Genomic DNA, 18,549 nt, shown 5'->3' on the forward strand with positions numbered 1-18,549 from the left:
GCAACCTGCGGGGTGGTTGAACCTCTTCTGTTTGTCCCCGTTCCTGACTACTGTGTGTGCAAGCCGTCACGCAGGGAGAATCACGGATGACCACTCGCTCCACCCTCATCATTAGCGAACACACCCCCGTCCCGGCATTGCCGGCTGAAGGGCGCATTGGCGTCATTGCACCGGCGGGTCCGGCGGCACTGGAGGCCGAGAAGGCGCTGCAGTGGATGCGGATGCGGGGCTACTCGCTGCGGATCTTCCCCGGTGTCCTGGAAAAGGATGGTTACCTGGCCGGCAGCGATGAGGTCCGCCTGAAGGACCTGCATGACGCATTTACCGATCCGGCCATCGACGCCATCCTCTGTCTGCGTGGGGGATACGGCAGCCCTCGCTTGCTTGACCGTATCGACTATGAGCTGCTGCGGCGCCATGCCAAGCCGTTCGTCGGCTATAGCGACATAACGGCATTGCACCTGGCGATCAGCCGCTACTCGGGGTTTGTCACGTTTCACGGGCCGATGCTCAACGCGGACCTGTTGGGGGACAAGCAGCAACCGACCGAGGCATCGTTGTTCAGCCTGCTCAGAGGGCAACTGAAAGCCGGCAGTCTGTTGGCGCACCCGGTGGCCTACCCGTTGACGACTATCGAGCCTGGCATCGCTCACGGGCGTTTGCAGGGCGGGAATCTGTCGATGATCGCCGCCACCCTGGGGACGCCGTTCGAAATCGATGCCGACGGGATCATTCTGTTCATCGAGGACATCAACGAGCCGCTGTATCGCATCGACCGACTGCTGACCCACTTGCGACTGGCCGGAAAATTAAATCGGTTGCGCGGAGTGTTGGCGGGGGATGTGGCCGGCGTGGACAGCGAGGCGCTGGCGCAGTTACTCAAGCAGACCTTCGCGCCGTTCGGTATTCCGGTGCTGGCCGGCTGGCGCAGCGGGCACTGCGACCCGAACCTGACCTTGCCGATGGGAGCGTTGGTAACGCTGGATGCGGGGAGCAAGACGTTGGTGCTGGAGCAGGATGTGGTGATAAGACCTTAAGGCGGCATCGCCTGCTACCTGATTGTTCTCACGCTCTGCGTGGGAACACAGCCCGTGACGCTCTGCGTCACATCCAGAGCGGACGCTGAGCGTCCATTGAGGCATTCCCACGCCGAGCGTGGGAACGATCAAAGCCGGCTCGTACGCGATTAGCGGTTACGCAAACTATCCAGCAGCTTGCGCGTCGGATAGCCGTCCGCCGGCCAGCCAAATGACTGCTGGGCTGCGCGAATGGCTTTGCGGGTGTTGGCGCCGATGATGCCGTCGGGGTTGCCGGCGTCATACTGGTTGGCGCTGAGCAGGGTCTGCAACTCAATGCGCTCGGTGCGACTCAACGGCAGATCATCCTTGGGCCATTCGCCGTTGATCCGGCCAGCGTCGCTGAAGCGTTCCGACAACAGGTTCACCGCCAGTGCGTAGGACGACGAATTGTTGTACTTGAGCACCGCACGGAAGTTGTCGAGGATCAGGAAGGCCGGGCCGCGATAGCCGGCGGGCAGCAGCAGGGCGGCGGACAGCTGCTCGGAGCCTGCGGGTACGCTGGCGCCATTGGGCAGCTTGACGCCCAGTTGGGTCCATTCGGCGACACTTTTGCGGATGGCGCCGTCGGCCAGCGCGTAATTGAAGGTGCTCGGCACTGTGACTTCAAAGCCCCATGGCTGGCCTTTCTGCCAGCCGGAGCTTTGCAAGTAATGAGCGGTCGAGGCCAGCGCGTCGGCCGGGCTGTTCCAGATGTCGCGACGACCATCGCCATCGAAGTCCACGGCGTGCGTGTTGTAGGTGGTCGGGATGAACTGGGTCTGGCCCATGGCGCCGGCCCAGGAGCCGAGCATCTTCTCGGGGGCGATATCACCCTGTTGCAGAATCTGCAGTGCCGCCAGCAATTGCGCGTGGGCAAATCCCGGACGCCGGCCTTCGTAGGCCAGGGTCGCCAGCGAGCGAATCACCGACTTGTCGCCCTGGAAGCTGCCGAAGTTGCTTTCCATTCCCCAGACGGCCACCAGGACCTGGCGGTCGACGCCATAGCGCTGTTCGATGGCGCTCAGGGTGTCGGCATACTGGCTGAGCAGTGCCTGGCCTTTACGCACGCGCAGTGCGGATAGAGCGCCGTCGAGGTATTCCCACACCGGGCGAGCGAACTCAGGCTGGCTGCGGTCGGCACGGATAACGCTCATGTCCGGCGTGACGCCGGCAAAGGCGCGGTCGAACAGGGACGGGTTGATACCGGCGGCGAGGGCGTCCTTGCGGAACGCGGCCTGCCATTGCTCAAACGTCTGGCTGGGTTGGATCTCGAGGTTTTCTGTCGGTACGACGGGCGCAATGACGGCCGGGGCGGTTGTAACCGGGGCAGTCTGAAGCGGTTGGGCGTCGGCGGCGGTCGGTTTTTCCGCGCAGGCAACAAGCAGAACAAGGCTGGAAGCCGCAATCAGTTGGCGCAGGTGCCAACGACGGGAAATACAAAAGGGCATGCACAGGTCCAGAGAAAACGAATCAGGTGTCGACCTTATCATGACCGGAGGGCTGGAGGGGCCTCACCTTTCAAGCGGCCAGAAAGCAAGAAGCCTCCCAGCTTTTAGACTGGAAGGCTTCGCGGCGGTAGCTGCCTTTGCCCTTGGCCGGTTGTTCCTGACGGCTGCGGAACAGTGGCTGGGCGACGATGGACTTGGCCTTGTTGGGCCGCTTGTTTCTGCTCATGGGCGATACTCTCGCTGGTTGGGTTTTTGCGGGGCAAATCATCGGCCGAAGAGGCGCTTCTGTCCAGTCCCCGCGTTCAGGGGTTGAGCGCGGTCCCTGTGGCGAGCGGACTCGCCCTAATGCCGGTCAGTCAAGGAGATGAGGTCGAATGTGTAGGAGCGAGCGTGCTCGCGATGAACTCAAGAGCAACGCGTTTAATCAGAAAGCACGCGTTATCGTTAACGTCCATCGCGAGCACTCGAGCGTCGACCGGCTACTCCTACTCAGGTCGGCGTTCGTTGCCCGCGTTCGGCTGCGAAGCCGCCGCAGAGACGTTGAATGCGGTCCGTCAGAGGAAATAAAGTTGTCGGATCTGGGGTCGCTTCGCAACCCAGCGGGAGCAAGCGCCCTCGCCACAGAAGCGTTACTCGGCGGGCAAGCTCAGGCGCTGGCCGGCCATCAACAGCGACAGACGGCTGAGGCTCATCCACGGCGAGCCGGCGGCCTGGCCCTTGATCTGTGCGTCGATGCGTTGCGCTTCGAGCAGCAGTTGCGCCCAGCGCGGTGCCGAGTAGCGTTGCAGGGCCTTGCTCATCAGCGGCTTGCGCTTGTCCCAGACCGGCGGTCGGGCCTGGCTGAACGCTTTGTCCAGCGGTACGCCCTGGCTGTATTGCAGCGACAGGTTGGCCAGCAGGCGCAGTTCCCGGGCCAGGGCCCAGAGGATGACCGGCGGCTCCACGCCTTCGCCGCGCAAGCCTTCAAGCATGCGCAGTGCATGGGCGGCTTCACCGTTGAGGATCGCATCGGTGAGCCCGAATACATCGAAACGCGCACTGTCGGCCACGGCCGCCTGCACGGTTTCTACCGTGATCTGGCCACCTTCGGCCATTAACTTGAGCTTTTCGATTTCCTGGGCGGCGGCCAACAGGTTGCCTTCCACCCTGGCAGCGATCAGTTCAACGGCATCCTGGCTGGCGGACAGCCCGGCCTGGGACAGGCGCTGGCGAATCCACTGCGGCAGCTGGCTGGCATCGACCGGCCAGATTTGCACGAACTGGGTCTGCGCACCTTCGACCAGCGCCTTGCCCCATTTGGTTTTCTGCGCGCTGCCGTCAAGCTTGGGCAGGCTGATCAGCAGCAGCGTATCTTCTGCCGGTCGCGAGCAGTATTCCATCAGTGCCGCTGCGCCCTTGTCACCCGGCTTGCCGGACGGCAGGCGCAGTTCCAGCAGGCGCTTTTCGGCGAACAGGGACATGCTGGCACCTGCTTGCAGCAGGGTGCCCCAGTCGAAACTGGCGTCGGCGCTGAATACCTGGCGCTCGTCAAAACCTTGCTGGCGGGCAGCAGAGCGGATGGCGTCGGCGGCTTCCTGGCACAACAGCGGGTCATCGCCGCTGATGATGTACACCGGAGCGAGGGCACCTTGCAGGTGTTTGCCGAGTTGGGCGGGGGCGAGTTTCATAAGGCGGGGCAAACGGGGCGCAACAGCGCCCCGTAAGACTTACTCGGCAGGTACTTGCAGAGGCGACTGACGCGGGGTGTTCGCCTCGGCTTTCTGGGCCGCTTCCAGCGCCTGGGCTTCTGCCTTGGCACGTGCATCGGCGGATTGTTGCAGCTGATCCAGTTGAGCAGGGCTCAGTTGCTGCAGGCGCAACATCATGCGTTGCACCAGATCGCGGCGCATTTCCTTCTGGGCTTCATCGGCTTCCTGAACGGAACCGGTGATGTTGCTGCCATCGTGCATGACGACTTTCTGCACTTGCAGCTTGTCGCTGATCAGCGACAGGTTGTTCTGGCCAACGATTTGGTAGTCCAGCACGGTGGTCAGTTCGTTCTCTGCGGCACGGCCGGCACCGGAATAGCTCAGGACGCGCTGGGATGTCTGTTCATTGGTGAACACCAGTTTGTAAGGTGCGCCGGCAGCCACGTGGACGCCACTGCTTTGCAATACTTGACGCATCATCACCACGGTATCGCCATAGGCGTTACGGGCGCTCAGGTCGAGTTCCTTGATCGCCAGTTCGGTGGTGCCGGTGCCACGCAGCTGGAAACCGCAGGCGCTCAACAGGACCGCGAGGCCCATCACCAGCAGGTTGCGCTTGATCATCTTGTTGCTCCCCTTGAAACCGTGAGGGCCGACAGCGCGGCCCGAAAGGTTTTATACGGCGCCAGGCGAACCTGGCGCCTGATCCAATTAGCTGGCGACGATGTTGACCAGTTTCCCGGGCACCACGATCACTTTACGAATCGTCAGGCCGTCGACAAAGCGCAGCACGTTCTCGTTGGCCCGTGCGGCAGCTTCGACTTCTTCGCGCGTCGCGCTGGCCGGCATCTCGATCTGGCCACGCAGCTTGCCGTTGACCTGGATGACCAGTTGCAGGCTGTCCTGGACCAGGGCGGTCTCGTCCAGCACCGGCCAGCCGGCGTCGATCACTGGATTGGCGTGACCCAGGCGATGCCACAGCTCATGGCTGATGTGCGGCGTGATCGGAGCCAGCAGCAGAGTCACGGTTTCCAGACCTTCGTGAATCAGTGCGCGATCCTGGTCGGTGCCTTGCGCGGCTTTTTCCAGTACGTTCATCAGCGTCATCACCTGGGCGATGGCGGTGTTGAACTTGTGGTTCTGGCCGACGTCCTGGCTGGCCTGCTTGATGGCCAGGTGGATCGAGCGACGAACGGCTTTCTGCTCGTCGTTCAGGCTGGCGTCGTCCAGTTTCCCCGGCAGGCCCTGAGTGACGTGGGCTTGAGCCAGGCGCCAGACGCGCTTGAGGAAACGGTGCGAACCCTCTACGCCGGAGTCGGACCATTCCGCGCTCATGTCAGGTGGCGAAGCGAACATCATGAACAGGCGGCAGGTGTCTGCGCCGAACTGGTCGATCATCGACTGTGGGTCGACGCCGTTGTTCTTCGACTTGGCCATCTTCTCGGTGCCGCCGATTTCCACCGGCAAGCCGTCAGCTTTCAGCTTGGCGCTGATAACCTTGGCTTTGCTGTCACGCTCAAGCTCGACGTCTGCCGGGTTGAACCAGGTGTAAGCGCCATTGGCTTCGCGGCGATAGTAAGTCTCGGCGATCACCATGCCCTGGGTCAGCAGGTTTTTGAACGGCTCGTTGGAGCTCACGAGGCCTTCGTCGCGCATCAGCTTGTGGAAGAAGCGCGCGTAGAGCAGGTGAAGAATCGCGTGTTCGATACCGCCGATGTACTGATCCACCGGTAGCCAGTGGTCGGCCGCCGATTTTTCCACCAGGCCGCCTTCAAAGTGCGGCGAGGCGTAGCGGGCGTAGTACCACGAGGACTCGACGAAGGTGTCCATGGTGTCGGTTTCACGCTTGGCAGGCTGGCCACATTTAGGGCAGCTGCACTCGTAGAACTCGGGCATGCGCGCCAGTGGCGAACCGGCGCCGTCGGGTACGACGTCTTCCGGCAGCACGACAGGCAGTTGATCTTCCGGTACCGGCACGTCACCGCAGGTGTTGCAGTGGATGATCGGGATCGGGCAGCCCCAGTAACGCTGGCGGCTGATGCCCCAGTCGCGCAGGCGGAACTGGGTACGCGAGGCGCCCAGTTCTTTCTTGATCAGCGCGACTTCGATGGCGTCGAAGGCACCCGCGAAGTCGAGGCCGTCGAAGTCGCCGGAATTGATCAGCGTGCCGTGCTCGCCGTAGGCGTCTTGCCATGGCGCCGGGTTGCTGTCACCGGAGCTGGTGCGTACTACCGATTTGACCGGCAGGTTGTACTTGTGGGCGAACTCGAAATCGCGCTCGTCGTGAGCAGGCACCGCCATGACCGCGCCATCGCCGTAGTGCATCAGCACGTAGTTGGCGACCCACACCGGCAGTTTTTCACCGGTCAGCGGGTGTTCGACGAACAGCGACGTCGGCAGGCCTTTTTTCTCCTGGGTCGCCATGTCGGCTTCGGCGACGCTACCGCCCTTGCATTCAGCGATGAACGCTTGCAGCTCAGGGTTGTTCTGCGCTGCCAGGGTGGCCAGGTGGTGCTCGGCGGCCACGGCGACGTAGGTCGCGCCCATCAGGGTGTCCGGACGGGTGGTGAAGACTTTCAGTGCGCCGGTTTCGCCGATCGACTCGACGTTGTACGGGAACTGCACTTCCATGCCGCGGGATTTGCCGATCCAGTTGCGCTGCATGGTCTTGACCTGTTCAGGCCAGCCAGTCAGTTCGTCGAGGCTCTCCAGCAGCTCATCCGCGTAGGCGGTGATCTTGAAGTAGTACATTGGGATTTCGCGCTTTTCGATCAGCGCGCCGGAACGCCAGCCGCGGCCGTCGATCACTTGCTCGTTGGCCAGGACGGTCTGGTCGACCGGGTCCCAGTTCACGGTGCCGCTTTTTTTGTAAATCACACCTTTTTCGAACAGGCGGGTGAACAGCCATTGTTCCCAACGGTAGTAATCCGGCTTGCAGGTGGTCACTTCACGCGACCAGTCCACCGCCAGGCCCAGGCTGCGCAGCTGGGATTTCATGTAGGCAATGTTCTCGTAGGTCCACTTGGCGGGCGCTACGTTGTTCTTCATCGCGGCGTTTTCCGCCGGCATGCCGAAGGCGTCCCAACCCATGGGTTGCAGAACGTTCTTGCCTTGCATGCGCTGGTAGCGGGAGATCACGTCGCCAATGGTGTAGTTGCGCACGTGCCCCATGTGTAGCTTGCCGCTGGGGTAAGGGAACATCGACAGGCAATAGTAAGTTTCCTTGCCTGGCTGTTCACTGACTTCAAAGGACTTTTGCTCATCCCAGAATGACTGGGCAGCATTTTCGATTTCGCGGGGCTGATAGTGTTCGTGCATGGCTACTTTTGAACTGAATAGGGGTGGCCTAATCCTCTTCAATGCAACGCTGGACGTAGATTGCGCCAAATATGGCGTTTTCGATGCCCAGCCGAGCTGGAAGTGGAGTTACAGGAAGCGCCGTAGCATACATGACCGTGCTCGGCCTAGGGAAACTTGATTGTGCAGCGCCGCCCACGCGTGGGGCCGTTGGTCGCGGCGCACGGACGGTTTGCCCAGTGAAGCTAAGCTCTAGTTGGGGAGTGAGTCTTATCTTCAATGAGGTGAGGGATGGTTGAGTCGCAAACAAAAGTCACGAAACCCGAGTTGTACGAAAAGCTGATAGATCGTCTGGGGGTGGCCCTGGATGCAGCAAAAACAGCTGGGCGGTTGCGCGATGAGCGCCCTCTGGAACTGGAGCTTCGCGGGTTGAGCCGCGCAGAGTTCGAACTGATCAAGGCTTATCTGGACCGTAGTGAACGCGAGGCGCATGGCGTCTTGTCAGAAGTAGTGAAGCACAACGATGCCCCTCGTTCGGCCAAAGTCATATGGTTGAAAGACAAGGTGCCTGGCAGTGGCGCGGTAAAGGTCCGGTCCCTGCGAGTCAAGTAAGTGTACAGGCGCGTGTTTGTCGCCCATACGGGCACATGAAGTCACCGGTGATGGCTTTTTGATGAAAAGGCCAGCCACCTTAGTTGTCGCTTTGCTTCAACCCACTTAGGCTTCGGGCATCTTTCGGAGATGCTCGATGCCTTTTCGCTATTTTGTCAAACAACTACTGTTGCCCCCCGGCATTCTCTTGCTGTTGCTCCTGCTTGCCTGGTGGTTGCGCCGGTCAAGGCCGCGCCTGGCAGGGCTGTGCTTCGCCCTAGGGCTGGGCGGGTTCTGGTTGATGAGCTTGCCGGTAGTCGTGCAGTGGGGCGCCAGGGCACTTGAGCGCGAACCGCCCCTGGCCCGCAGCGAATGGGCGACCCTGGCCGAGCGTGCCGATGTGATTGTGGTGTTGGGCGCAGGGCGCGAGCGCGGTGACCAGGCCTGGGGCAGCGATCAGCCCACCGGGGTGGTTCTGGAACGTGAGCGTTATGCAGCGCGCCTGGCCAAGGCTTCGGGGCTGCCGGTGCTGACCAGCGGCGGTCTGCATTACGGCACTCCGCCCACCGAAGCCAAGCTCATGGCCGATTCGCTGCAGGATGATTTTGGGGTGACGGTTCGCTGGCAGGAGGGTCGCAGTCGCACGACCTGGGAGAACGCACAGTTCACTGCCGAGTTGCTGCAACCCACGGGCTTGAAGCGGGTGGTGCTGGTGACGCAGGCCTGGCATATGCCGCGCAGTGTCTGGAGCTTCGAAGCGGCGGGATTGACGGTGGTGCCGGCGCCCGTGGGCTTTATGGGGACCGGCAACGGTGAGCCCTTTGGCGGCTGGCTACCGACGGTCAAGTCGGTCTGGCGGTCGGGGCAGTTGGTGAACGAGGCGGTGGGGCAGATGGGTTATTTGGTGTTTTACCGATAGTTGAGTCGACACTGCCCTCTGTGGCGAGGGAGCAAGCTCCCTCGCCACAACAGCCTTTACACCGTCTTGGCGATCCGGCTTGCCAGCAGTGCCCAGCCAAACAGCAGTGCGCAGACAATGATCAGCGGCCATGAGCGCCATTGCAGGTAAGGCGTCAGGTTCTGCATCGGTACCACTTCACCATAGAGAATGCCGCGCTCGAATTGCGGAATCTGCACGGTGATCTTGCCAAACGGGTCAATCAGCCCGGTCACGCCGTTGTTGGTGGAGCGAATCATCCAGCGGCCGGCCTCCAGTGCCCGCATCTGCGCCATTTGCAGGTGTTGCAGGGGGCCAATGGAGGTGCCGAACCAGGTGTCGTTGCTGATGGTCAGCAGCAGGTCACTGCGCGCTGACAGACTGGCGGCAAATTCCGGATACACCACTTCGTAGCAGATGAACGGTGCAATCTGGTAACCCTTGGCTTGCAGCATCGGCTGATCGGCCGGGCCACGGGCGAAGTCCGACATCGGCAGGTCGAAGAAGGCGATCAGCCCGCGCAGCACTTCCTGCAGCGGTACGTATTCGCCAAACGGCACCAGTTTTTGCTTGAGGTAGGTGCCTTCACCCTCGCCGACTACGGTAATGCCGTTATAGAAGCGTTTCTCTTGATGTACTTGCTGACGGATCGGCACGCCGGTGATCAGGGCCGAGTTTCGATCGGCGGCGAAGTTGCCCATCATGTTCAGGTAGCCCTCGGCGGACTCCTTGAGCACGGGCACCGCGGTTTCCGGCCAGATCAGCAGGTCGACGCGCTTGGAACTCAGGCTCATGTCACGGTACAGCGCCAGCTGCGAGTTGAGCTGCGTCGGGTCCCATTTCATGCTTTGTTCGATATTGCCCTGAATCGCCGCAACGCTCAGCGGGTCGCCCGACGGGCTGGTCCAGGCATGTCCCTTGAGCGACAGTCCAACGACCCACGGCGCGGCCAGTAACAGCAGGCCGGCGACGATAAAACCTATGCGGCCGGCCTTGATCAGGCGCGGCAGGTTGTACAGCAGCGCGGCGCTGAGGGCGATACCGAAGGAGATCAGCCAGATGCCACCCAGCGGTGCCAGGCCGGTCAGCGGGCCGTCGAGTTGACTGTAGCCGGAATAGAGCCAGGGGAAGCCGGTGAGGAACCAGCCCCGGAACGCTTCCTGGCCGACCCACAACGCGGCGAAGGCCAGGGCGTCGGCCAGCGGTGCTTCGTTGCGGCGCAGCCAGCGTGCCCAGACCCAGGCGGGCAGGGCGAAGAACCAGGCAATCGCTGCGGTGAACGCCAGCATCAGCAGGCCGGCCAGCAGCATGGAAGCGCCGCCAAAGTGGTGGATGCTGTAGTAGATCCAGCTGGTGCCGGCGCCAAACAGACCAAAACCGAAGCACCAGCCGCGGCCCAAGGCCTGGCGGGGTGTCAGTTCACGCAAGCCTGCATAAAAGAACCCGACCGCCAGCAACGCCAGCGGCCAGATATCGAATGGCGCCAGCGCCAGGGTGGTGATAGCACCGGCCGCCACGGCCAGCAGGTTACCGGGCCAGCCGGGGCGGGTCATACGATGCATTTCAGTCCTTAGAATTACCGAGCGATAGGTGTCAGGCGCAGCAAGTGGATACGACGGCTATCGGCATTGAGGATGCGAAAGCGATAAGCGCCGATTTCAGTGATTTCATTGCGCTTGGGCAAGTGCCCGAACGCGCTCATCACCAGGCCGCCGACGGTGTCGAACTCATCGTCGGAGAACTCACTGTCGAAGAACTCGTTGAAGTTCTCGATCGGGGTCAGGGCCTTGATCAGGAAGTCACCACTGGGCAGCGGCTTGATGTAGCTGTCCTCTTCGACGTCGTGCTCGTCCTCGATGTCGCCGACGATCTGTTCCAGCACGTCTTCAATGGTCACCAGACCTGCGACACCGCCGTATTCGTCGATGACGATGGCCATGTGGTTATGGTTGGCGCGGAATTCGCGCAGCAGCACGTTCAGGCGCTTGGACTCGGGCACGAAGGTGGCCGGCCGCAGCAGGTCCTTGATGTTGAAGCTGTCGCCGTTCTCCTTGAGGATCAACGGCAGCAAGTCCTTGGCCAGCAGCACGCCCATCACGTCGTCGTGGCTTTCGCCAATCACTGGGTAACGGGAGTGGGCTGAGTCGAGCACGGCGGGCAGGAACTCGCGGGGTGTCTGGGTCGCCTTGATGCTGATCATCTGCGAGCGAGGGACCATGATGTCCCGTACTTGCAGGTCAGCCACCTGGATGGCGCCTTCGACGATGGCCAGCGCTTCGCTGTCCAGCAACTTGTTCTGGTGGGCATCGCGCAGGAGTTCAAGCAGCTCCTGACGGTTTTTCGGCTCATGGGCAAAAGCTTGGGTGAGTTTACCCAGCCAGGACTTTTGCCCGTTGCTCGATCGATCTTCGCTCATAGCGATTACTCTGAATCCTTTGTTGTAACGATAGGGGATGTTTCGGTTTCGTCGTCCGCATAAGGGTCCGGATGACCCAGTTCTGCAAGCAACGTTCGTTCCAGCGCTTCCATTTCTTCGGCTTCGTCATCATCTATATGGTCGTAACCCAGTAGATGCAAGCAGCCATGAATCACCAGATGTGCCCAATGGGCCTTCAATTCCTTGCCTTGCTCGGCCGCTTCGCGCTCGACCACGGCCACGCAGATCACCAGATCGCCCAGTAACGGGATGTCGAGGAACTCGTCGGGCACATCGGCCGGGAACGACAGGACGTTGGTGGCGTAATCTTTTTGACGCCAGGTGTGATTGAGTTCACGCCCTTCCGCTTCGTCGACCAGGCGAATGGTCATTTCTGAGTCGGCGCTGCGCTGGCGCAGGGCCAGCTCGCACCATTGGCGGAATTCGGCTTCGCTTGGGGCAGGCGCCTGGGTTGCCCGTTGCAGGTCAAGCTCAAGCATCGCGGTGGCTGTCCTTCGGGTTTTGTGCAGCGGCATGGTTTTCAAAGCGCTCATAGGCTTCGACGATGCGCTGAACCAGCGGATGACGCACGACGTCTTTGGGCTTGAAGTGAGTAAAGCTGATACCTGGCACGTCCTTCAGCACTTCGGTCACATGTATGAGTCCGGACTTGGTGCCTTTGGGCAGGTCGATCTGGGTGACGTCACCGGTAATGACCGCCGTCGAACCAAAGCCGATCCGGGTCAGGAACATTTTCATCTGCTCGACGGTGGTGTTCTGGCTTTCGTCGAGGATGATGAAGCTGTTGTTCAGCGTGCGGCCGCGCATGTAGGCCAGCGGCGCGACTTCGATCACCTGGCGTTCGATCAGTTTGGCCACCAGTTCAAAGCCGAGCATTTCGTACAGTGCGTCATAGAGCGGGCGCAGATACGGGTCGATCTTCTGCGACAGGTCGCCGGGCAGGAAGCCGAGTTTCTCGCCAGCCTCGACCGCCGGGCGTACCAGCAGGATGCGGCGGATCTGCTCGCGTTCCAGCGCATCGACCGCACAGGCTACGGCCAGGTAAGTCTTGCCGGTACCGGCCGGGCCGATGCCGAAGTTGATGTCGTTGGCCAAGACTTCCTTCACGTAGCGCTGCTGGTTCAAGCCACGAGGGCGAATCATGCCTTTTTTGGTGCGCAGCGCGACGGCGGGTTCGGCGGGCGAGTGATTGTTCAGCTCTTCCACGGCCGACTCCTGCAGGAACAGGTGGACCATGTCCGGCGACAGCTCGCTACCCTTGGTTTCACGGTAGAGCCGGCGCAACAGGTGTTCCGCGGAGGTGGTGTGTTTGAGCTCGCCGATCAGTTCGAACTGATTGCCGCGATTGCGGATCACGATCGCCAGGCGCTGTTCGATCAAGCGCAGATGCTCGTCGAATTGCCCGCACAGATTGGCAAAGCGATGAGCCTCAAAGGGCTCGAGTATGAAACGATGGGGTTCTATGGGTGCGTTCAAGGTTGTTTTTAGCCGCCCTTGGGCAATGGAGATGAAATCAAGGATAACGCCAGAGGGCTGGGTGCGAAAGCTCTTATACGGAGCAATGTAGCCGGCGATGATTCTGTAGGAGCGAGCTTGCTCGCGAAGGACTCGAGAGCACCACGCTCATTCAGGATGCAAGCGTCATCGTTGACGATCATCGCGAGCTCGCTCGCTCCTACAGCAGTGAACCGCGCAGCGAGTGCGGCTGTGCGGCGTCGATGTGGACGTCCGCGAACTGGCCGATCAGGGTTGGAGTGTCGCAGCGGAAGTTGACGATTCGATTATTCTCGGTGCGGCCTTGCAGCTCGCCGGGGTCTTTTTTCGAGTAATCGGTCACCAGGATTCGCTGGACCGAGCCGACCATTTGTCGGCTGATCTCGAAGCCTTGCTGGTTCAAGCGATGTTGCAGGGCATTCAAGCGCTCTTTTTTCAGTTCTTCCGGCGTTTCGTCGGCCAGATCGGCGGCCGGAGTGCCCGGGCGCTGGCTGTAGACAAAGGAGTAGGAGAAGTCGAAACCGACGTCTTCGATCAGCTTCATGGTTTGCTCGAAGTCTTTTTCGGTCTCGCCGGGGAAACCGACGATGAAGTCCGAGCTGATGCAGATGCCGGGTACGGCGGCCCGCAGCTTGCGCAGCTTGGACTTGTACTCGAGCGCGGTATGGTTGCGCTTCATGGCGGTGAGAATCCGGTCCGAACCCGATTGCACTGGCAAGTGCAGGTGCTTGACCAGCTCGGGTACTTCGGCGTGGGCCTGGATCAGGCTGTCGGAGAACTCCAGTGGGTGCGAGGTGGTGTAGCGAATGCGGTCGATACCCTCGACGGCGGCCACCACCCGGATCAGTTCGGCCAGGTCCGCCAGGCGACCATCGTGAGTGGTGCCGCGATAGCCATTGACGTTCTGCCCCAGCAGGGTGACCTCGCGCACGCCATGCTCGGCCAGGTGGATGATCTCGGCGATCACGTCGTCGAACGGCCGGCTGACTTCTTCGCCCCGGGTGTACGGCACCACGCAGAAGGTGCAGTACTTGCTGCAGCCTTCCATCACCGATACGTAGGCACTTGGGCCATCGATGCGCGGTTCGGGCAGGTGGTCGAACTTTTCGATTTCCGGGAACGAGACGTCGACTTGCGGCAATTTGGTGATGCGCGCGGCGTCGATCATTTCCGGCAAGCGGTGCAGGGTCTGCGGGCCAAAGACCACGTCGACATAGGGTGCGCGGTCGCGAATGGCCGCCCCTTCCTGGCTGGCCACGCAACCGCCGACCGCAATCACCAGGTCCGGGTTGGCGAGCTTCAGTTCGCGCCAGCGGCCCAACTGGGAGTAAACCCGGTCCTGGGCGCGCTCGCGGATCGAGCAGGTGTTGAGCAGAATCACGTCCGCATCTTCAGCGCGAGCGGTCACTTCCAAGGCCTGATGTTCGCCCAGCAGATCGACCATGCGCGAGCTGTCGTACTCGTTCATCTGGCAACCGTGGGTTTCGATGTAAAGCTTCTTGGCCATGGAGGGAGTCATCACGTGATTCAAAGAACCGCGCATTATAGGGAACAAGTCCCCAGGTTCCTACCATCGTGCGTCCAGCGGCTATGCTATAGTTCGCGCCCTCATTTTTATCCCTCGATGTGTTACCCGCCCACCATGACCAAACGTGAAGCTCCAATCTACAAGGTGATTTTCCTCAACCAGGGCCAGGTGTTCGAAATGTACGCCAAGCAGATCTATCAAAGTGATCTGTGGGGCTTCCTGGAAGTGGAAGAGTTCGTCTTTGGCGAGCGCACGCAAGTGGTCGTCGATCCGAGCGAGGAAAAGCTCAAGGCTCAGTTCGAAGGCGTGGTGCGCAGTTTTGTACCGATGCATTCGATTGTGCGCATCGACGAAGTCGAGCGCCTGGGCACCCCGAAAATCAGCGAAGCCCGTGGCTCGGTTGGCAATGTCATGCCGTTTCCGATGCCAATGCCTGAAAAGTAAGCGGGTTGCCTCTGTCAGTGATCGTTCCCACGCAGAGCGTGGGAGCTAGCGGACGGCAGGGGAAGTCAGGGCAGTGGCGCGAAAGGCGTGCGCCCATCTGCGCTTTGCAGTTCCATCAGGTATTTACGGAAAATTTGCCCCAGCACCTGGGTGGCCACTTCCAGTTCATCGCGCTGCATGTGTTCGGCGACTTCGTCGGCGGTGTCCAGCGCATCTTCCGCACCGTTGACCGCTGCCATTTTCAGCACGATATACGCCTGGATGTTATTGGCCGGTACGCCTTCGCCCCGGAAGAACATGGTGCCAAGTTTGAATTGCGCCTGGGCATGGCCTTGCAGCGAGGCCTTTTCGAAGTAGCTCAGGGCTTGATTGAGATCGCGCGGCGCGCTTTTGCCTTCGTAGTAGAACTCGCCCAACTCGTATTGCGCTTCCGCATCCCCGGCATCCGACGCTTTCTGGCAGGCATCGAGTGCCTCCTTCAGGTCTTCAGGCTGGGTATTGAGGGTGCAACGACCCATTGCCGGGATCAACAACGAGTTGCCGCCTGCTTGTGCGTGCGCGAGCAGGGGCTGAAGGAGCAACAGGCAGCCCAATGCAAGGGTGCGGCCGGTGCGGTTCATGGGAATCGACTTACCTCTGGAGGGCGCGTGGACCCGTCGAGGGATCCAATAAGCGCGCATTATGAAATAAGCAGGACCATCCTTACAAAGTCTTTACTCGTTTTTCTGCCGCGTGGGGACTATATCTACCGCATTTAAGGGCAATTGAGCCTGTCAGGTCAGAAAATAAATAGAAATGTAGGGTAAAGCTGACGTCGACAAAGGTTGTCGACGTCAGCGCACATCCCTTATTTCAGGGCGGCGAATGCGCGTTCCGCAGCGTCCAGGGTCAGTTTCAGCTCGGCTTCGCCGTGGGCGATCGAGGTGAAACCGGCTTCGAAGGCACTTGGCGCCAGGTACACGCCACCTTCGAGCATCAGGTGGAAGAAGCGCTTGAACAGGTTGGTATCGCTGGCCATCACGTCATCGAAGGTCACGATGTCATCGGCGCCACTGAAGTACAGGCCGAACATGCCGCCGGCCTGGGTGGTCACGAACGGAATGCCCGCCGCATCGGCACGCTGTTGCAGCCCGTCGAGCAGGCGGCTGGTGTAGTCGCTGAGTTCGTCGTGGAAGCCGGGGCGGCTGATCAGGCGCAGGGTAGTCAGGCCGGCGGCCATGGCCAGCGGGTTACCCGAGAGGGTGCCGGCCTGGTAGACAGGGCCCAGAGGTGCGATGTGCGACATGATTTCGCGCTTGCCGCCGAAGCAGCCAACCGGCATACCGCCGCCGATGATCTTGCCGAAGGTGCTCAGGTCCGGTGTCACGCCGTAATGCGCCTGGGCGCCGCCGAGTGCCACGCGGAAACCGGTCATCACTTCGTCGAAAATCAGCACCACGCCGTGCTTGTCACACAGGCTGCGCAGGCCTTCGAGGAAACCCGGGGCCGGCGGTACGCAGTTCATGTTGCCGGCAACCGGCTCGACGATGATGCACGCCACTTCCTGGCCGACGTCGGCGAGCATTTTTTCAACGGCATCGATGTCGTTGAACGGCAGTGTCAGGGTGTGTTTGGCAAAGGCGGCGGGTACACCGGCGGAGCTTGGCACGCCCTGGGTCAGCAGGCCGGAACCGGCCTTGACCAGCAGGCTGTCGGAGTGGCCGTGGTAGCAGCCTTCGAATTTGATGATGCTGTCGCGACCGGTGAAGCCGCGAGCCAGACGAATGGCGCTCATGGTGGCTTCGGTGCCGGAGCTGACCATGCGCACCATTTCCATCGACGGCACGATCGAGCAGACCAGGTCGGCCATCTCGGTTTCCATCGCGGTAGGGGCGCCGTAGGACAGGCCGTGTTCCAGCTGCTTGCGCACGGCGTCCAGTACGTCCGGGTGGCTATGGCCGAGAATCATCGGGCCCCAGGAACCGACGTAGTCGACATAGCGCTTGTCGTCTTCGTCCGTCACATAGGCGCCTTCGGCGTGCTTGAAGAACAGCGGCGTGCCGCCGACGCTCTTGAATGCACGAACGGGCGAGTTCACGCCGCCGGGAATGTGTTTCTGGGCGTTGGCAAACAGGGTTTCGGAACGAGACATGATTGGGCTCTCAAAAATCGGTAGTTGAATACTTAAGCTTTGAACAAGTCGTTGAAGGCGCGCGCGCGGCGCGTCACTTCCCGGGTGCTTTCGGCACCGAACAGGCCGTGCACCACCGCCAGCAGATCAACCCCGTGGGCCACCAGCGGGGCGGCGTTGTCCAGGGTGATGCCGCCGATCGCGCAGATCGGCAGGTGCAGTGTGCTGCGGGCCTGATCGAGCAGATCGAGGTTGCAGGTCGGCGCGCCGGGTTTGGTGCTCGAATTGAAGAAGCGGCCGAAGGCGACATAGCTGGCGCCTTCGGTTGCCGCTTGTTCGGCGAGTTCGAGCTGCGCGTGGCAGGTCGAACCGATGATTGCCTCGCGACCCAGCAGCGAGCGGGCCGGGGTCAACGGGCCGTCGGTTTGCCCCAGGTGTACGCCAACGCCCAGGCGCGCGGCCAGTTCGGTGTCATCGTTGATGATCAGCTGGGTCTTGTAGCGCCCGCACAGATCATGCAGTGCTTGCGCCTCGCGCAGTCGACGGGCGTCGTCGCTGCTCTTGTCGCGGTACTGCAGCAGGGTGACGCCGCCATCCAGCGCGGCCTCCACGTACTGAAGGAATTTCCCGGCCAGTAACTGGCTGTCGGTAATGGCGTACAGGCCACGTAGTTTCATCGGGCAGGCCTCATGACGTTACGAGCAGAAGTCCAGCGGCAGGCGGCGCGGCACGAATTGGCCTTTGCCTAGCTGCTCGGCGTCACGCAAGGTGCGCCAGGTGTAGTCGAGTGCCGATTTGACTGCGCTCGCCAGGTGTTCGCCTTGCGCCAGGCGACCGGCCAGGGTGCTGGCCAATGTGCAGCCGGAGCCGTGATAGCTGCCCGGCAGGCGTTGGCAGGTAAAGGTTTCACGGCGCCCGTCGCGGCTGTACAGACGATTATGCACTTCGTGTTCGTCGCCATGGCCACCGGTGATCAGCAGGTGTTTGACGTAAGGCAGGAGCTTTTCTGCGCATTCGTCGGCCGTGCCTTCAGGCAGTTCGGCAAGGATGCGCGCTTCAGGAAGGTTGGGGGTGGCGATGATCGCCAATGGCAGCAGTCGCTCGCGCATGGCGTAGCCGACCTCATCCTTGCCCAGGCGGCCACCGCCACCGGCGCGCAGCACCGGGTCGCAGACCACCGGCAGGTGCGGGTGCGCCTGGAGCAGTTCGACCACGGTGTCGACCATTTCCAGTGAGCCGAGCATGCCCAGCTTGATCGCCGCCACCTGCGAGTCGTTGAGCACGGCGTTGGCTTGTGCCAACACCCACTCACGGTCGAGGACGCGGAAATCACTGACATTGACGGTGTCTTGCACGGTCAGGGCAGTGACGGCCGGGGCCGCATGACAACCCTGTGCGAGCAGGGCTTCGATATCTGCCTGCAAGCCGGCGCCACCACTTGGGTCGTGGCCGGAGAGACAGAGGACAACGGGGCGAGAGCTGTAGATATTCATGGTGCGCGAGCTTACCACCAAACC

The 18,549-nt window shown here is 61.4% G+C and carries 18 protein-coding genes; 4 read left to right on the forward strand and 14 right to left on the reverse strand.

From position 1 onward, the window contains the following. Positions 1–86: 86 nt before the first annotated feature. Positions 87–1,037 (forward strand): LD-carboxypeptidase, encoded by a 951-nt coding sequence (locus tag CKW07_RS13825; RefSeq protein ID WP_095145404.1) that lies wholly within the window; start codon positions 87–89, stop codon positions 1,035–1,037. 149 nt (positions 1,038–1,186) lie between these two features. On the opposite strand, the gene CKW07_RS13830 is transcribed toward CKW07_RS13825, so the two are convergent. From CKW07_RS13830 to leuS, 5 genes are all read right to left on the reverse strand, one after another. Next, the gene (locus CKW07_RS13830; protein WP_095145405.1) at positions 1,187–2,506 is read right to left on the reverse strand and encodes a lytic murein transglycosylase; all 1,320 of its coding nucleotides are present in this window, start codon (positions 2,504–2,506) and stop codon (positions 1,187–1,189) included. Positions 2,507–2,576: 70 nt separating this feature from the next. After that, positions 2,577–2,732: an alternative ribosome rescue factor ArfA gene (gene arfA, locus CKW07_RS13835; RefSeq protein WP_095080609.1), complete on the reverse strand. Its 156-nt coding sequence runs from the start codon at positions 2,730–2,732 to the stop codon at positions 2,577–2,579. Positions 2,733–3,135: 403 nt separating this feature from the next. Next, the gene (gene holA, locus CKW07_RS13840; RefSeq protein ID WP_095145406.1) at positions 3,136–4,173 is read right to left on the reverse strand and encodes a DNA polymerase III subunit delta; all 1,038 of its coding nucleotides are present in this window, start codon (positions 4,171–4,173) and stop codon (positions 3,136–3,138) included. A 39-nt stretch (positions 4,174–4,212) separates the two neighbouring features. Further along, the gene (gene lptE, locus CKW07_RS13845) at positions 4,213–4,818 is read right to left on the reverse strand and encodes an LPS assembly lipoprotein LptE (RefSeq protein ID WP_095145407.1); all 606 of its coding nucleotides are present in this window, start codon (positions 4,816–4,818) and stop codon (positions 4,213–4,215) included. Between the two features lie 87 nt (positions 4,819–4,905). Then, positions 4,906–7,512, reverse strand: a complete 2,607-nt coding sequence (gene leuS / locus CKW07_RS13850) for a leucine--tRNA ligase (protein ID WP_095145408.1) — start codon at positions 7,510–7,512, stop codon at positions 4,906–4,908. A gap of 270 nt (positions 7,513–7,782) precedes the next feature. On the opposite strand from leuS, the gene CKW07_RS13855 reads away from it, so the two are divergent. After that, positions 7,783–8,103 carry a hypothetical protein gene (locus tag CKW07_RS13855; protein ID WP_095145409.1) on the forward strand — a complete coding sequence of 107 codons (321 nt, stop codon included), beginning with the start codon at positions 7,783–7,785 and terminating at the stop codon, positions 8,101–8,103. A 136-nt stretch (positions 8,104–8,239) separates the two neighbouring features. Further along, on the forward strand, positions 8,240–9,001 hold the full coding sequence (locus CKW07_RS13860) for a YdcF family protein (protein WP_095145410.1): 762 nt from the start codon (positions 8,240–8,242) through the stop codon (positions 8,999–9,001). 56 nt (positions 9,002–9,057) lie between these two features. On the opposite strand, the gene lnt is transcribed toward CKW07_RS13860, so the two are convergent. From lnt to miaB, 5 genes are all read right to left on the reverse strand, one after another. Next, entirely contained in the window at positions 9,058–10,581 is a 1,524-nt protein-coding gene (lnt, locus tag CKW07_RS13865) for an apolipoprotein N-acyltransferase (RefSeq protein ID WP_095145411.1), read from the reverse strand. Between the two features lie 14 nt (positions 10,582–10,595). Beyond that, positions 10,596–11,435, reverse strand: a complete 840-nt coding sequence (locus CKW07_RS13870) for an HlyC/CorC family transporter (protein WP_003228526.1) — start codon at positions 11,433–11,435, stop codon at positions 10,596–10,598. A gap of 5 nt (positions 11,436–11,440) precedes the next feature. After that, positions 11,441–11,935, reverse strand: coding sequence for an rRNA maturation RNase YbeY (ybeY, locus tag CKW07_RS13875; protein ID WP_095145412.1), 495 nt, complete (start codon positions 11,933–11,935; stop codon positions 11,441–11,443). Beyond that, the gene (locus CKW07_RS13880; RefSeq protein WP_095145413.1) at positions 11,928–12,932 is read right to left on the reverse strand and encodes a PhoH family protein; all 1,005 of its coding nucleotides are present in this window, start codon (positions 12,930–12,932) and stop codon (positions 11,928–11,930) included. Before CKW07_RS13880 ends, ybeY begins: the two co-directional genes overlap by 8 nt. A gap of 199 nt (positions 12,933–13,131) precedes the next feature. After that, positions 13,132–14,457, reverse strand: coding sequence for a tRNA (N6-isopentenyl adenosine(37)-C2)-methylthiotransferase MiaB (miaB, locus tag CKW07_RS13885; RefSeq protein WP_176465317.1), 1,326 nt, complete (start codon positions 14,455–14,457; stop codon positions 13,132–13,134). 135 nt (positions 14,458–14,592) lie between these two features. On the opposite strand from miaB, the gene CKW07_RS13890 reads away from it, so the two are divergent. Next, the gene (locus CKW07_RS13890; protein WP_095080627.1) at positions 14,593–14,922 is read left to right on the forward strand and encodes a DUF1820 family protein; all 330 of its coding nucleotides are present in this window, start codon (positions 14,593–14,595) and stop codon (positions 14,920–14,922) included. Between the two features lie 65 nt (positions 14,923–14,987). On the opposite strand, the gene CKW07_RS13895 is transcribed toward CKW07_RS13890, so the two are convergent. The 4 genes from CKW07_RS13895 to CKW07_RS13910 all read right to left on the reverse strand — a co-directional run bounded on the left by CKW07_RS13895 (position 14,988) and on the right by CKW07_RS13910 (position 18,525). Then, positions 14,988–15,542: a tetratricopeptide repeat protein gene (locus CKW07_RS13895; RefSeq protein WP_095080628.1), complete on the reverse strand. Its 555-nt coding sequence runs from the start codon at positions 15,540–15,542 to the stop codon at positions 14,988–14,990. 227 nt (positions 15,543–15,769) lie between these two features. Beyond that, on the reverse strand, positions 15,770–17,053 hold the full coding sequence (gene hemL, locus CKW07_RS13900; protein ID WP_095145415.1) for a glutamate-1-semialdehyde 2,1-aminomutase: 1,284 nt from the start codon (positions 17,051–17,053) through the stop codon (positions 15,770–15,772). Positions 17,054–17,085: 32 nt separating this feature from the next. After that, the gene (gene thiE, locus CKW07_RS13905; protein ID WP_095145416.1) at positions 17,086–17,709 is read right to left on the reverse strand and encodes a thiamine phosphate synthase; all 624 of its coding nucleotides are present in this window, start codon (positions 17,707–17,709) and stop codon (positions 17,086–17,088) included. 18 nt (positions 17,710–17,727) lie between these two features. Further along, complete coding sequence (locus CKW07_RS13910; RefSeq protein ID WP_095145417.1) at positions 17,728–18,525, reverse strand: hydroxymethylpyrimidine/phosphomethylpyrimidine kinase; 798 nt, start codon at positions 18,523–18,525, stop codon at positions 17,728–17,730. Positions 18,526–18,549 lie beyond the last annotated feature (24 nt).

The sequence above is a fragment of the Pseudomonas sp. Irchel s3b6 genome (assembly GCF_900187415.1).
Lineage (GTDB): Bacteria > Pseudomonadota > Gammaproteobacteria > Pseudomonadales > Pseudomonadaceae > Aquipseudomonas.